The organism is Rudanella lutea DSM 19387, assembly GCF_000383955.1.
Classification (GTDB): Bacteria; Bacteroidota; Bacteroidia; order Cytophagales; family Spirosomataceae; genus Rudanella; species Rudanella lutea.
The window spans coordinates 795,251-810,771 of the sequence record NZ_KB913013.1; the positions used below are offsets into that span (position 1 = coordinate 795,251).

The following is a 15,521-nucleotide window of genomic DNA, read 5'->3' on the forward strand; positions in this document are numbered from 1 at the left end:
ACGTGGGTTTTTGCGAGCAAAGGAAACAGGTTCAGCCGGAAAAGGCAACCCAATTTTTACCGGCTGGTTTGGGCACGGTTTGCACGGTCGAAAAAGCAGGCTAACCACAAGCAGTCTCCCGCAAACAGATATTACATCCAGTCCCAGGCGCTACGGTACCCATCGTGGGTTTGGGCATAGCTAATCAGGTCGGCGTAGAACGAATGGGTTGCCAGCGTGGCACTGTCACCGATCATGACCAGTTTCTTACGGGCTCGGGTCATGGCTACATTCATCCGCCGGATGTCGGACAGGAAACCAATTTCGCCTTTGTCGTTGCTGCGTGTGAGCGAGATATACACAATGTCGCGCTCCTGTCCCTGAAAGCTATCAATGGTGTTAACGGCAATCCGAGCACGAAGCGGAGCCAATTCGGGCGTCTGTGCCAGTTGATCGGCCAATAGATTCAACTGGGCCTTGTAGGGCGAAATCACCGCCGTCGATGGAAAATCGGCCGCTCCGTACGCCGGGCTTAACTCCTCGGCCAACAGGCCCAGATGACGGATCAGAAACGCAGCCTCTTCGGGGTTGGTCGAGCTGGTACCTTCTAGTTTTTCGTCAAAGCCGCACCCGGCGGTATCCACAAACAGAAGCGGCAAGTCACCCGTAAGCAGGCTATGCGTGGCCACCGAGCGATGGGCCTGCAATTGTCCACCATAAAATACGGCCGATGAGTACCCCATAATCCGCTCGTGCATCCGGTACTGTACATTGAGCAGCCGCACCGCTTCGGGATGCTGGGCTACTCCTTTTTCAAGCAGCGTAGTCGCCAAACCCTGCCGGGCCGCTTCCATTGATTTAATTGTCGGGGGCAGCTGGCAATGGTCGCCCGCAAGCACTACTTTTTGCGCTTTCAGAATCGGAATCCAGCACGCCGGTTCAAGGGCCTGACCGGCTTCATCGATCACGACGGTGTGGTACTTACGGTCACGAATCAGGTACTGGTTGGCCCCTACCAGTGTTGCCGTAATGACCTGCGCCTGCGCCAGCAGTTCATCGATAATATACTGCTCGATTTGGGCAACATCTTTCATGATTCGGTGGGCCTCATCAAACAACGCCTTTCGCTGCTCCCGTTCGGCCCGGCCAAAGCTGCGCTTGTATTTATGCGCCATTGCCTTGAATTCGCTTGCCTGCTTGCGGAGTTTTTTGATGTCCTTCATCATCCGGTGGTCGGCCATCTGATGATCGAGGGTCAGGCCCATTAACCGTTCCGACACCCGCGCCGGGTTGCCTACCCGCAGCACCCGAAGGCCTTCGTCATGCAGTTTTTCGCTCAACAGATCAACAGCAGCATTGCTCGGTGCCACCACCAGAATCTGTTTATGATCCTGCCCGTACAGAGCCTTGATGGCCTGCACCAGCGTGGTCGTTTTACCGGTACCGGGCGGGCCGTGCACAATAGCCAGCTCATTGGCCGCCAGAATAGTCCCGACGGCCTGCACCTGACTCTCGTTAAGCCGGGGAATGACAGGTAACGTGGGCAACGGCCGAAAGGTGGGGCTTGCGTCTCCCGTCAGAATCCGGACAAGCTGGTTCTCGCCTTTGTCGGCCAGCGAATTGGCCAGTTGCAGAGCCTCCTGCATCTGATCGTAGCTCTGATCATCAAACAGCAGTTCAACACCCAGCTTGCCATCCCGCGACCAATCGGGCAGTTCATCGGTAAGCAGGGTAATCTTGAGCCGGTTGCCGCCCTGATAGGCAATTGTCCCCTCAACCCGGTCATTTTTGGAATCGTGATTGCTGAACAGCATGGCGGGTGTACCTACCCGAAACTGATGAGCAATATCCTGGTGCGTCGTTCGCTCGACCTCGACGGTGAGGTAATCACCCCGGCCCAGCTCCGACCCCCGAATGGCGATAGGGTACCACGTCAACCCATCGGCCCGGCGCTCGGCAATCGAGGTCGATTCGGTCAGTCGGCGGTACTGTTCACGGTCTTCGTTTCGTTCGGCTTTAAGAAGCTGAAGGAGCTGTTTGAAATAATCCATGCGCAAAGATACCCGACTGGCGCAGTTGAGCAGAATAGCTATACAGAGAGAGATACGCCCATACGCTTCCCGAAAAGCAATCAAACGTGAACGCTCTGAACATAAAACCCCGAGACAAGCCCATTTGTAATGAGCTAACCTCAGGGCTTAGTACTGTTCGACCCGATTTAAACAGACCGTTTACTAAAATAAAATGACTCGGATGGAGCAATTAGGGCGACACGCGCTCGATCACCCAGGCTCCGTCGACCAACCGATACCGAATTCGGTCGTGTAGTCGGCTGGGGCGGCCCTGCCAAAACTCGATTAGGTCGGGCACTACCCGGTAGCCCCCCCAATGCGGGGGCCGGGGTACCGGCTTACCTTCAAATTGTGTTTCCAGCTCGTTTTGACGGTTTGTTAACTCGTCACGGTTTTGGATTATGGTACTCTGCCGCGACACCCAGGCACCAATCTGACTTCCCCGGGGCCGGCTCCCAAAATAAATATCTGACTCTTCGGGGGTCACTTTTTCCACAACTCCTTCCACCCGGATCTGCCGTTCGAGTTCAGGGTAAAAGAAAGTGAGCGAGGCCACCGGATTTGCCGCCAGGTCATGCCCTTTGTCACTTTCATAATTGGTATAGAACACAAAACCCCGACTATCGACCTCTTTGATAAGCACAATCCGACCCGATGGGCGGCCATTTTCGCCGACGGTAGCCAGGTGCATAGCGTTTGGCTCAGGAATACCAGCCCCCAATGCTGCCTCAAACCATTGCCGAAACTGGGCGAAAGGGTCGGCCAAAACATCGCTCCGATCAAGCCCATTGAGGGTGTACTCCTTTCTTAAGTCTGCTATTTCTACCGACATAATTCGTTTTCTTTGCGATCGTTAGGGAAGGAAAAATCCTCCGAATCCGCAATTCTTTCTATTTTTGCAAAAGTAATCGGTACGTTACCAACATGGCAAACGAAGAAAAAGAAATCAAAGGACCTGAGGATTTGACCAGTAAGCCAGCCGAAATGTTGGAACTGGATGCGACAGAGAACGCTGCTGCTGAGCCTGCTCAAGAGGATGTAACAGACGAACCTGCTGCCCAGTCAACTGAAACGGTTGAGGCATCAACGCCCGTCGAAACCTCGGAAGAACCGGCCCCGGTAGAAGCATCCGCTGAAGCCCCAGTCGCGCCGGTTACCAGTGAAGAGTCATCGGTTCCGACAGCCGCTACGGAGGCTGAACCCACCGATGTGTCAGACGCCCAGGCGGTTTCGACCGACGAGGCTCCCGCCGAAGAACTCCCGGCCGATGCCGAGGTGCCTTCCATTCTGGACGAAGCAGCCCCGCAAGCCGAGGTTGTAGCCGAAACTGCAGCGCCCGAAGCCGAAGTAGCTCCGGCAGACGCCATCGAACCATCGGTAGCCGAAGAAATCTCGGCAGACTACGCCGACACGGAGACGGCCGAGGAAGAAGCGGCTGCCCAGCCTGCTATCGACTACAGTCAGTTTGGTAAGGCTGAGTTTGTGACCCTGCTTCAAGAGCAGCTCACGACCATCAGCGCCGAAGGGGTAACACCTGGTGATTTCAAGCGGGCCGACGCCATTCTGAAAGAGGCCAAGCCGCTGTTTGATCAGCTGAAAGCAGGAGACCGCCAATCGGCTCTCTCTAAATACACCGAAGAAAACGGGTCAGACGAGGGCTTCGAGTTTAAGTACGACGAGAGCGTCAACCAGTTTGATGCGTTGTACAAGCAGATCAAGAGCCTGAAGAATACCTATTTCCAGAATCTGGACAAGGCTAAAGATTCGAACTTCGCTACCAAGACCGAACTGCTCCGGCGGCTTCGCGAACTGGTTGAGAACGACGAAAACAGCGCGGCCGATCCCAAGGCCAGCTGGAATGAGTTCAAGCAGGTTCAGGACGAGTGGAAAGCCGCGGGTAACATCAACTCACCCCACAACGCTACGCTTTGGGCTACGTACCACGCCCTGGTCGACCGCTATTACAGCAACCGGAATATCTATTTCGAGCTGAAAGAGCTTGACCGTAAGCGGAATGCCACCCTCAAAACGGAGGTTATCCAGAAGGTTGAAGCTATGGCGCAGGAACTGGCCGACAAGCCGGTATCTCGTCAGACAATCGACGAAGCCAATGCGCTGTTTGAAGAGTACAAGCATATCGGCCCGGCCCCCAAAGCCGAGCAGGAAGTACTCTGGGGCCGTATGAAAGCGGCTCTGGATACGCTGTACGAACGGCGTCGGGGCCAAACCGAAGAGCAGCGGAAAGAATCGGCTCAGTTGTACGAAGAGAAGTCGAAAATCTACGAAGAACTGGTTCCGTTTACGTCATTCTCTTCATCAAGCATCAACGATTGGAACGACAAGACCAAGGAGGTTATGGCGATTCAGGACCGCTGGAACGCGCTGAAAGGTTCGATGCCGCGCGAGGAAGGCAAAGAGCTGAGCAAGAAGTTCTGGGCCACGCTGAAATCGTTCTTCTACAACAAAGGCGAGTTCTTCAAAGAGCTGGAAGCGAAGCGTGAGCAGAACCTGAAAGCGAAAACCGAACTGTGTGAGCAGGTAGAGGCTATTCTCGAATCGGGCGAAGATACTCCCGAGCTGACCCAGCGCGTGATTGAGCTGCAACGGCAGTGGAAAAACATCGGCCAGGTACCTGAGAAGTTCAAAAACTCGATTTTTGATCGGTTCAAGAATGCCTGCGATTCGTTCTTCAACCGCAAGCGCAACAAGAATCAGGAAACAGAGCGGGAGTTTGAAGATAACCTCGCGAAGAAAAACGAACTGATTGCCCGCATCGAAGCTGCTGCATCGGAAGGTGCCGACCTCTCACAAATGAACGAGTTCAAGCGGGAGTGGAGCAGCATCGGTTTTGTACCCAAGCGCGACATGCAGGCAACGCAGAAGCGCTACATCAACGCGATCAACGCGTTGGTCGGTGCAATGGGTAAGATGACCCAGAAAGAAAAAGACCGGGTAATCCAGGAAACCGAAGCCGAAGTAAATCAAGGCCGTCGGGGCGGTGGAAACCGGGGCGACCGCGACCGGGATTCGTACCGTCGGGGTGGTCATGGTGACGGCGATAGCCGGGGTGGCGATATCCGTCGTCGGATAACAGCCCTCGAAAACGACATCGCCACGTACCGTAACAACATCGAGTTTTTTGCCCGGTCGAAGAACGCCGATAAACTCCGTGCCGATATCGACAAGAAGATTGCCGATGCGCAAAAGCAGCTCGACGATCTCCGCAATCAGCTACGGGCTGCCCAGTCGGCCTAAGCGAATTCGAAATGATTAACCAGAAGCCTGTGCGTTGACTCGCACAGGCTTTTTTCGTGACTACCCGTAAAAAAACTACCCTGAACAGACGGAGTTAACCGAAAGCCGTCTTGCTGTGAAGTCAGGCAGTCAGTTGTCGGCCTCAACTTTAGCGTTTTATTTTATTTAAACAGCCTGTTTTTCAGCAAAATACGCCCCTAGACCACCAAAAACGAATATTTTTTCTCTAAAACACTTGCGCGAAATACTACTTCGCCCTACTTTTGCACCACGATTCACCGGAAACGGGGCGTCGTAAGAGTAAAGCCTCCATAGCTCAGCTGGTAGAGCAACTGACTTGTAATCAGTAGGTCGTTGGTTCGATCCCGACTGGGGGCTCAAAAAGTAAAAACCGCTCAAGAAATTGAGCGGTTTTTTTTGTGCATCACTCACGCACAATCACAAACTCCACCCGCCGGTTTTCGGCACAGGGCGATGGGCAAATAGGGCGGGTATCGCCGTAGCCTACCGTTGTGATTCGATCGGCCGCAACCCCGTTGCTTACCACATAGGTCTTGATGGCCCGAACCCGGTTCTCTGACAGCTGCTGATTGGCGCCAGTCTCCCCTATTTTATCGGTATGCCCTTCGAGCCGGATGACGAGCGTTGGTCGACTGAGCATGAGGCTCACCAAACTGTCGAGTTCGGCGTATGAGCTGGCAAACAAGTCGGCACGTGAGGGGGCAAAGAGCACATTATTCAGCCGGATTCGTTCGGCCGGTTTAACCACAGGCAAGGTATCTGTTGGGGGCAGAACCGGCTTGGGAGCCGGGGGAGCCGGTTTAGAAGTTACCTGGGGCTGCTTCGGTTTAGGTGTAGGCTGAACCCGTGGCTGTCTGCGAAATGTGTGCTCAAAAATAGTCAAGGGAATACCGAGATTAAGCACTACCGAATGCTGCGATAAGCTAAGTACCTCCGAACTACGCAGGAGGTTGCTCTGGTAATAATCAAATTGCTTCAAAAAGAGCGGATCCGTCAGCGGTTTGACATACTGAATACTTAAACGAACAGGCACCGTTCCGCCCCATTGCACGCCCACCTCCGGGCAAATGGCCCAATTGGCAGTTGGTGCCCGGTTGATCATTCGATAGCCAGTACCCCGCTCAACATAATCGAGTACACCACCTTCGGTCACCTTAGGCCATTTTTGTTCAATCGTATGCTCGCGGGCGTTGGTCGCGTACCGGGCCGACAAATGCACAAAATAGTGGACGTTTTTGTCGGGGTTTTCCCAAAAACGCTTTATGCCTCCTCCAAAACCGAGATAGCGGTAAATGAGCAGATATTTTGAAGATAGGTATGAGGCCGTCTCCAGTCCAATAACATGCGTTTGCTGCACCCCTCCGGCCGTAAGCCCCCACCCCCGATGGGTACGGTCATTTTTACGAGTTAGCTCAAATCCCAAACCGATCAGTTTTTCGAATACGTTAACTTCCCGGCTTGCCCCACTCGGCCCAAACAGGCGTCCTTCATAAATAAATTGATCGGTATGGGTCAGGGTAGGTGCTCCCCCGCGTACCTGAATCGGGTTTTTCAACGACCGTGGAGAACCATAATGCGGAACAACATTAAAAGAGACGGTTTGTGCCGGAGCAAAGGATGCCCATAATAAAAGTATCATTACGCCTAAAAAGCGCAACATGCCTACCCGAAAGGCAAACAAAAATGGAGTCATACAACGATTGGTAAAGATTATTTACCGCTATATCGTTGCGTTGGATAAAGGTTATCAGTTTAATGGTTCCGATTTTTTATTGCGGGCATTCCGTCGTCTGTAGCGCTTTCGATGAGCCTAATGAAGTGTATCAGCAACCCTACTTTACGTATTAACAATAAGTTATATACGCATCAAGAACCACCTTATAAGCTAAAACAATATAGAAAATGGATACAAATCAATACTTCACGCTATAAGCTTTCACTCGGCTCTTTTCAGTACCGGGGTTTGCTTTTAAACGTAATCGCTTATTCTAACTCCTTTTTCAAACGAGCCGCTTCGACCTGGTACGGGTGGTTAGCTTCGGCGGCTATGGTCTGAACTTGCTGCCGCGCCCGTTCAACATCTCCTTGTTTGAGATACAGCATGGCTAGATACCACTGAGCCACACGGCTCCAGTGACTATTTGATTGGGTTGCGACTTGTTTTAACACCGGCTCCACGGCCGACAGGTTTGCCGTGTTAAACACGCCGAGCGCCCGCATGACCTGGGTTGAGTCAGATTCGCCGGTTGGCGGCTGACCGGCCCCCATAAGCTCAGGATCTGAACTAACGGGCGGCTGTTTGGGCTGGGCTGTAAAGTTATCGACATAAAGGCGTTCGGTATCAGGGCCTTGATTCAGAAAAAACCATGCGACCCCGGCAAGTAATACCAGTGAGGCCGCTGCTGCCCAATATGACCAACGCACTGAACGTACCGGGTTCAAGGGCCGAACAGGTGTCTCTGTACGCCGAGCTTCTTCAGCCTGCTCCTGCGCATTTAACTCATGCCGTATACCCTTAATCAATGATGCATACTCGTTTCTAAGCACTGCCTCCCGAATAACATCCTGCCGTTTTACCTCCTCGGCTAACTCAGAATCAGCAGCCATTTGCCGGGCAAACGATTCCCGTTCGGCCTGGGGTAGTTTATGGTCCAAGTAAGCGTTGATCCGGTTCAACAGCTCGTCGTCTACACGCATGGTCGATTACAAAACAAAGTTTCTAAGCTTCTCAATACAGCGATGTCTCTTCACCTTAGCCGATTCTGGCGTCATGTTCAGGGCCTTCCCACATTCGGCAATTGACTTGCTATGGAAGTAAAATAGCGTTACAAATTTCAAACATTTTTCGTCTAGCTGATTCAAAATCTGCGTAACCCGGCCAAGACGCTGCTCTCGTTCTTCTGCTTCTATCGAATCGTCGGCTGGTAGGTTATCAAAAAACTCCTCATTTTCTGACATATACATCTCCTTACCGGTTTTCCGCCAGTAGTCAACGCACTTAAACCAGAAAATTCGCTTTACGTACTGCTCTGGGGGAATCCCCTCATACACATAGCGCCGGTTGCGGAGTTGCATGAAAAACTCCACCACAGCATCCTGCAATATATCCTCTAAAACATCCCTGGATAGCTTCGTTCGAGGTTCAGCATAGTGAAAACAAACTTGCTTACATCGTTTGTATAGGTAAGACTGGGCATTTCGATTTTCTTGCTGGAGGGCCTTTATCAGCGATTCAGGGTCCGAGAAAATAGTAAATGAAGTGTGCATTTTATACGACTATGATCAGGTGAGGTGGGTACTAACCTTCAAAAATAAGTATATTTTTTGTGACAATCGTTGATAACCTCTCATGCCATTTGCCGATACGGTTACAAAACCAAGTCAACTAATGTGTATGAACCGTTTTCTTTCACTATTGTCAGTCAAGCATTTTTTTCTGTTTTGGGTACTTTTACTGGGTGTATTCGTTCAGGATGGGTATGCTCAACTATACCTCACTCACCCAACCACCCGGATGGTATTTCAGCGCAACAACGCCAATACCGCCCATATTCCCCTCAATGGCCATTGCCCGGCTCACGCAACCCGCGTTGAAGCCCGCGTGACGGTGCGGCAAGGCGGCCAAACGACCAACTGGACCACTGTAGACTCCGCGCCCGACCGGGGTATTTTCCGGGGAGTGCTCTATAATGTGCAGGGCGGCTGGTATAATCTCGAAATTCGGGCCTGGGCGGGCGATCAACTGGTTGGTACTGGCACTCTCGAACGAGTGGGTGTTGGCGAGGTGTTTGTGACGGCAGGCCAATCGAACAGTTATGGCTCCAACTACGATATAGGCGTAGCCACCGATGACCGGGTCTCGGTGGCCAACTACTGGGGCGGGGGCAACAGTCAGTTTGATGAAGCCAACTTACCCATGCAGTTTTCGCACGCCGGATTTGAGCCCGGTGCACCCGGTGGTACCGTCTCGATGGCACCCGCAGCCCCCTTGTTTATGTGGGGAGCACTCGGCGATCGACTGGCGCAACGCCTGGGCGTGCCGGTCCTGTTTTTTGGCGCGTCGCACTCAGGCACCAACAGTAAGTCGTGGATGGAGTCGGCCAATGGCGAGCAGAACGTGGGCGGCTATTACAGCAACAACGCGCCCTACCGGGCGCTCGGCGCCACCATTTTGCACTACCTCAAACGAACCGGGGTACGGGCCGTTTTGTGGCATCAGGGCGAAGGTGACAACTTCTACCGCAGCTACCAGGGGTATATCGATAACGTGAATACGGTAATCCAGAAATCGCGCACTCAATCCGGCTTCGGGGCTTTGTCGTGGGTTATTTCGCGGGTAAGCTACATGCCCGCCCGGTACGGAAACGAATACGTAAACCACGAAACCGACAACGCCATCATAGAGGCCCAAAATGCGCTGGCATCGCAATTTAACAACTGGGCCGGCCCCAATACCGATCTTTACCGGTTGCCCGCCTACCGAAAATCCGACGGTCTTCACTTCGACCGCGACGACTGCCAGCCTCTGGCCGACCTTTGGAGTCAGCAACTACACAACGGCTTTTTTACCAACGTACAGCCCTCGGTACCCCAATCCTTTCCGACTATCACCACCGGCTATATTTTCCCTTTTACCGTGCAAAGTGGGCAAACCGTTTCGGTGCCGTTTCGATCGACGGCCGCTGTCCGGGGCGACAATCTGTACCGCATTGAGCTTTGTACCGAAAGTGGCAGCTTTGTGACCCTGCTGTCGCAGACCAACCAAAACCCGGCACCAATTCAGATTCCGGGCGGACTGCCGAGCGGCCGGTACCGAATTCGGGTTTCGGCATCGTCGCCATCGGTAACGGGCGAACTAAGTGAAGCGTTTACAGTTCAAGGTACGGGCATAAGCCCTACCCCTCCGCCTACGGGGCAGGGTTTACGTTTACTGACCCCTGAGTACAACTGCCAGACAGGCGCGTTTATCTTCCGCTCATCGGGCGGGGCCGGGTCGGTGCAGTACATGGCCCCCGGCATTACAGGCTGGACCACCAATGCCGGGCCATTTACGGTAAAACCCGCCCCTGATGCCGGGCCATTCACTCTCTTTGCGCAGGCCGACAACGGCTCCACGCAATACAGCTGGGACTGGAAAGCCGCCTGTACCAACGGCAGTACGCCTTCGCCTATTTCACCCACGCCCGCACCACCTACCCCCGTACCGCCAACGCCCGTCCCCCCCACACCCGGCCCAACGGACAGTAGTTTAAGCTTACTGGCTCCTGAATACAATTGCCAAACGGGCGCGTTTATCTTCCGCTCATCGGGCGGGGCGGGGTCGGTGCAGTACATGGCTCCGGGCATTACGGGCTGGACCACCAATGCCGGGCCGTTTACCGTAAAACCAGCCCCCGACGCACAAGCATTCACCCTGTTTGCGCAGGCCGCTAACGGTAGCACCCAATACAGCTGGGACTGGAAAGCTGTCTGTAGTAACGGAGGGAGTAACACAAATACACCCACACCCGTTACCCCGTCGATGCCGACCACTACGCCCTCTGGACAGGGATTTTCGTTACTGGCCCCTGAGTACAACTGCCAGACAGGCGCGTTTATCTTCCGCTCATCGGGCGGGGCGGGGTCGGTGCAGTACATGGCTCCGGGCATTACGGGCTGGACCACCAATGCCGGGCCGTTTACCGTAAAACCAGCCCCCGACGCACAAGCGTTCACCCTGTTTGCTCAGGCCGCTAACGGTAGCACCCAGTACAGCTGGGACTGGAAAGCCGCCTGTAGTAACGGAGGGAACCCAGTCCCAACACCCTCGCCTGGCACGCCAACGCCTGTACCGCCCACACCCGGCTCAACAGGTACCAGCCTAAGCCTACTGGCTCCTGAGTACAATTGCCAGACGGGCGCGTTTGTCTTCCGTTCGGCCGGGGGCGATGGTACGCCTGTATCGTTTATGGCAATTGGTATTACGGGCTGGACCACCAATGCCGGGCCATTTACGGTAAAACCAGCCCCCGACGCGCAACCTTTCCAGCTTTTCGCGCGTCAGTCGGGTCAGGAGATAAGCTACCGCTGGGATTTCAGGGCCGCCTGCGCGGGCAATGCCCGGTTTGGCACTGCCAACTCCCCCGAAGACCTGACCCTGCTGGTGTACCCAAACCCAAGCATAGGGCTGGTGACGCTGCAAACAGCGGCTCAGGACGGCCAAATCCAGGTTTACGGTAAGAATGGCCAACTCCTGAAATCGATTCGTTTGTCGGGCGGTGGCTCAGCTGCATCCTTGCCATTAGACCTGACGGGGTATCCGGCCGGGATGTACATCATTGAACTGAAAACCGCCGAAAAGACCGTATCGCGCCGATTGGTCAAACTGTAATTTCTGCTAACCCTTATCCATCAACCGGCCCAAATCCTGTATTTTGGGCCGGTTTCATTTTTCGATTGACTATGTTTCGCATTCTGGTTTGGTTGTTGTTCGCATTGGCATCGGGTCAATTACTGGCTCAACCCACTACCGGGCTTCGGTTCGAGGGGGCATCGTTTGATTCGATTCCAGGACTACCCACGTACACAGGCGAAAAAGAAACCCGAACCGGGCCTAAAGTTGTAGATTTGACACCCTTTTGCCCACAACCGGCCGATCAGGGTAATGAACAAACCTGCGTGGCTTTTGCCACCGCCTATGGTGCGTATGCCATTCAGCAGGCTGCCAGCTTGGGGAAACCCCTCTCACCCACCGAGGTTACCCGACAGTTTGCCCTATCGCCTATTTTTCCGCTCAAACGAATAAATCATCCGTGCTGGGAGCCGCTCACTATGCAGGCTGTGGGTCGGTTTATGACCCAGAACCCCAGTATGCGGTTCCGCGAGTTTTCGGGGGTATCGTGCAAAGCGGCCCTACCACAACGCTCACCAACCGTACCCGCCATCAGCGACTTGCTACGCATCTTTAGCCGTACTGATGACCCCGACGAAAAAGTACTACGGGTAAAACGGCAACTGAGCCACCAACAACCGGTTATTCTGGGGCTCAACGTAGCGGCTAACTTCTTCAATCTGCAAAAAGGGCTTTACCAACCCGAGCCCACCACCGGCCGACCGACAACCGCCCATGCCGTTGTGGTAGTTGGATACGACGACCGCCGGGCCGCTTTCAAGGTGCTCAATAGCTTTGGGCCAAACTGGGGCGAAAAAGGATTTTTCTGGATTAGCTATCGCGATTTTGCACGCGATGCCATTGCCGGCCTTGTGCTGGTCATGGCAGAACCCGACCTGCTGGCCGGTACGGGCAAACCCCTGCGACTGGGTGGTCGACTGGGCATCCGGGCGGTACACGAACAAGCCGACTCCCTACGCTACGATACGTTAACGGTACAACAGGTTGCCCCCGGCATGTATCAACTTCGTCAGCAAGTACAGCCCCTTGGGCAGGCGTTTCAGTTACTGACCGAAAATACCCAACCGGGCGAGTATATGTGCGTGTTTAGCCTCGATGCTACCGATAAGCTGACGGTTCACTTTCCCCGAAACCGAGCCCTGGCTTCCTACAATCCGGCCCTAGCCACCCTCAATGAAAGCGACCTGCTCCCGTTTAACGGGTTCGACTCGGTACTGCCCGATGCCGAAACAGCTCTGACCCTCGACACGCCCGGTACCGACTATCTGTGTGTGCTTTTCAGCCGCCAGCCCCTCCTGCCCAATTTACCGGCCCTACTTTCGCGCTTGAAAGCGGCCAAAGGAACCATTCAGCAACGCCTTGCTGCGGCCCTCGATCAACGGCTGCTGACGCGTACGGTGCGGTATCTGACAGATAAGATGCAGTTTGAAGCCCAAACAGAGGGACCGGCCGATACCGTCGCGCTACTGCTTCGGCTCGAAACTGCACCGAAAAAACCCTAATGCGACGCTTTGGGTCGGGACCCAAACAGAGGGAAGTCGGCCCCCTCCGAACGAAAGGCGGGCGTTTGCCGGGCTTGTTTTACCCGGCTTACTTTGCGCGGCACCTCCTGATTCAGATAGGTATACAACTCCTGCAACCACACAATTCCGTCGCGGTTAGCGTCGGCTTTGCCCGCGTTCAGGGCTTCGAGCAGGGTTTCGGTGAATGCGCCATTTTGCCAAACCGGGTCTTCGTATGATTTTTCGGCCGACGAACTGCTGGTGATAATGGCAATGCCGGGCGGGGTGTCAGCCAGAATCCGGCTGGCCTCGGCTACCTTGAGCGGAGTCGAGCGTTCGCCCGGCCCCGGCTGCACGGCCTGTCCACTATGGCAGGCATCGAGCAAAATAAGCTTCTTGCCTTTGAGCCGGGATAATGGCCCAATGAGCGCATCGCGGTAACTGAGGGAGGTAGTCCGGGGGGCTTCGGTGCGGTACTTGTAGCCCAGCAATCGAAGTTCGTCGTTATAAAGCATGCCGTGGCCCGAAAAGAAAACGATCACCAAATCTTTATCCCGGATGGGTCGCTGGCTTAGCTCTTCGAGTCGCGCGGCCATATCAAAGGCGGTAGTTTCGTCGCCCGTAACGGCTTGTGCATCAACCTGCTCAAATAATTGCCCCTCCTGCGCTTTGAAGAGGTTCCGAAGATCATCGGCATCGTTTCGGGTAAAAAGCAAGTCCGATTTTACGCCGAAAGCCAACAAGTACAGGTTGGGTTTGTCGTCGTCCGACACAAGTACCGTAAGGGGTTCGCTGCTTTTGGGGGGCAAGCCCGGCACCCGTACCCATACCACCACCGAATGACGGCCGGGCGGCAAATCAAGCGCATAATCAAACGAAAACAGTTGTTGCCGGGCCGACTTTTTGAGTTTTTTCTCCCCCATTTTACCCTCGTACAACCGCCCGTCGACCCATACCGATGTGTGTTGACGCAGCTCCGTTTCGGTCGTCGGCGCACTGATGGTCAGTTCAATTGTCAACGTATTACCGACCACCGGGTATCCGTCCGGAAATTTCAGGGCGTTGGGGCTTACCCACACAATCGAAGGGGTGTTGGTCGCTGCGATGGCCGTTTGGCTCGTAACCACTGCCTGGGTTGCCGGGCGGGGGGGTAATAAGCGTGTCAGTTCGTCTTGCTCAGACTCAATCTGGGCCGCTTGTTCGGGCAGGAAGGCAAGGCTGCGCCCATAATCAGCCTGCGCGTTTTCCAGGTTTTTGGAAACCCGATAGGCCCGCGCCCGCAACAAATAAGCCGAGCCAAAGTCCGGCTTTAGGGTTACGGCACGGGTGAGGGCTGCAATGGCCTGCTCCGTTTGATTGAGCCGCAGAAAGGCATCGCCCTGGATAAAAAAGGCAAAATGGTTGCGGGGATTCAGTTGAATGGCCCGCTCACAATCGGCATGGGCTTCGTTGTATCGGGTTAGTTGCAGTTCCGCATCGGCACGTTCGGCATAGGCAACGGCAAGCCCCGGCTCCGCTTCGATGGCGCGGGTGTACAACTGCCGGGCCTCTTCATAGGCCGAGCGGTCGTACGCCTGCCGGGCCTGTTTTACCCACTCAAGCGCGGGAGCGGGGTTTTGCGCCCCGGCCGGACCGACCCACAGAACCAACGCCCCCAAAAAAACCAAAAGCTGCCGCATAATACTCGTAAACCAATAAACCGTTGACTAAAGAGCGCATAAGTCACTAAAACTATCATTCGAAATCGTGACAATCTATGCATTCAGACGTCTTACCCCCGTCTTCATTCGGTCAGACGGGTGCAAAAATCTCGACAAATGTAGAACGAGTTTTGATAACCTTCCGACCGGTTTGCCGATACCCAGTCAGAACAACCTCACAAGTCAGCTATGAAATCCAATACACTCACCTACTTCGCAATTTTATTACTCTTTACCCTCTCGACAAGCTTTGGGCAAGACCGAACCAAGGCGGACAGTACCAAAAAGAAATCAGCGTTCTGGCAAACCATGAAAGGAGTTGGGGCTGTTGCAGGCAACATATTGTTACAGCGCGAAGTGTTTCCGGTTACCCCGCTCAACTCATCTTCATCGGGGCAAACGGCGGGCAACACCGGTTCGAGCCTCATAAGCGGCAACACCATCCGGGGCGAGTGGAAAGAACTGGGACCGGGGGGATGGGGGTCTTTTTCTCCTCGAAATCATCATTACACATTTTCCATTACTCAGGACAACGCGACCTTAAGTTATCCATTTGAATCCACTTGCGAGGCTCAACTTTCCATTTATACCGAAACAGGAA

At 54.2% G+C, this 15,521-nt stretch carries 9 protein-coding genes and 1 tRNA gene; 4 read left to right on the forward strand and 6 right to left on the reverse strand.

Going from position 1 to position 15,521, the window contains the following annotated elements; genetic code table 11:
- Positions 1 to 131 precede the first annotated feature (131 nt).
- Positions 132 to 2,030 carry an AAA domain-containing protein gene (locus RUDLU_RS0103455; RefSeq protein WP_019986957.1) on the reverse strand — a complete coding sequence of 633 codons (1,899 nt, stop codon included), beginning with the start codon at positions 2,028 to 2,030 and terminating at the stop codon, positions 132 to 134.
- A 211-nt stretch (positions 2,031 to 2,241) separates the two neighbouring features.
- On the reverse strand, positions 2,242 to 2,883 hold the full coding sequence (gene pdxH / locus RUDLU_RS0103460) for a pyridoxamine 5'-phosphate oxidase (RefSeq protein WP_019986958.1): 642 nt from the start codon (positions 2,881 to 2,883) through the stop codon (positions 2,242 to 2,244).
- 92 nt (positions 2,884 to 2,975) lie between these two features.
- Between pdxH and RUDLU_RS0103465 the strand changes: the two genes are divergently transcribed.
- Both RUDLU_RS0103465 and RUDLU_RS0103470 read left to right on the forward strand, forming a co-directional pair.
- Positions 2,976 to 5,306: a DUF349 domain-containing protein gene (locus RUDLU_RS0103465; protein WP_019986959.1), complete on the forward strand. Its 2,331-nt coding sequence runs from the start codon at positions 2,976 to 2,978 to the stop codon at positions 5,304 to 5,306.
- Between the two features lie 305 nt (positions 5,307 to 5,611).
- Positions 5,612 to 5,684: transfer RNA gene (locus RUDLU_RS0103470), tRNA-Thr, on the forward strand.
- A 46-nt stretch (positions 5,685 to 5,730) separates the two neighbouring features.
- Here the strand turns inward: RUDLU_RS0103470 and RUDLU_RS0103475 are convergent.
- The 3 genes from RUDLU_RS0103475 to RUDLU_RS0103485 form a co-directional block, all read right to left on the reverse strand.
- Positions 5,731 to 6,882 (reverse strand): OmpA family protein, encoded by a 1,152-nt coding sequence (locus RUDLU_RS0103475; protein ID WP_019986960.1) that lies wholly within the window; start codon positions 6,880 to 6,882, stop codon positions 5,731 to 5,733.
- A gap of 428 nt (positions 6,883 to 7,310) precedes the next feature.
- Positions 7,311 to 8,024: an anti-sigma factor gene (locus tag RUDLU_RS0103480; RefSeq protein ID WP_019986961.1), complete on the reverse strand. Its 714-nt coding sequence runs from the start codon at positions 8,022 to 8,024 to the stop codon at positions 7,311 to 7,313.
- Positions 8,025 to 8,030: 6 nt separating this feature from the next.
- Positions 8,031 to 8,594: an RNA polymerase sigma factor gene (locus RUDLU_RS0103485; RefSeq protein ID WP_019986962.1), complete on the reverse strand. Its 564-nt coding sequence runs from the start codon at positions 8,592 to 8,594 to the stop codon at positions 8,031 to 8,033.
- 127 nt (positions 8,595 to 8,721) lie between these two features.
- On the opposite strand from RUDLU_RS0103485, the gene RUDLU_RS28600 reads away from it, so the two are divergent.
- Complete coding sequence (locus RUDLU_RS28600; protein ID WP_019986963.1) at positions 8,722 to 11,697, forward strand: T9SS type A sorting domain-containing protein; 2,976 nt, start codon at positions 8,722 to 8,724, stop codon at positions 11,695 to 11,697.
- A 71-nt stretch (positions 11,698 to 11,768) separates the two neighbouring features.
- Complete coding sequence (locus RUDLU_RS0103495; RefSeq protein ID WP_019986964.1) at positions 11,769 to 13,220, forward strand: C1 family peptidase; 1,452 nt, start codon at positions 11,769 to 11,771, stop codon at positions 13,218 to 13,220.
- Here RUDLU_RS0103495 and RUDLU_RS0103500 read toward each other — a convergent pair.
- Positions 13,217 to 14,899 (reverse strand): caspase family protein, encoded by a 1,683-nt coding sequence (locus RUDLU_RS0103500; protein ID WP_019986965.1) that lies wholly within the window; start codon positions 14,897 to 14,899, stop codon positions 13,217 to 13,219. The genes RUDLU_RS0103495 and RUDLU_RS0103500 overlap by 4 nt on opposite strands.
- Positions 14,900 to 15,521: the final 622 nt, after the last annotated feature.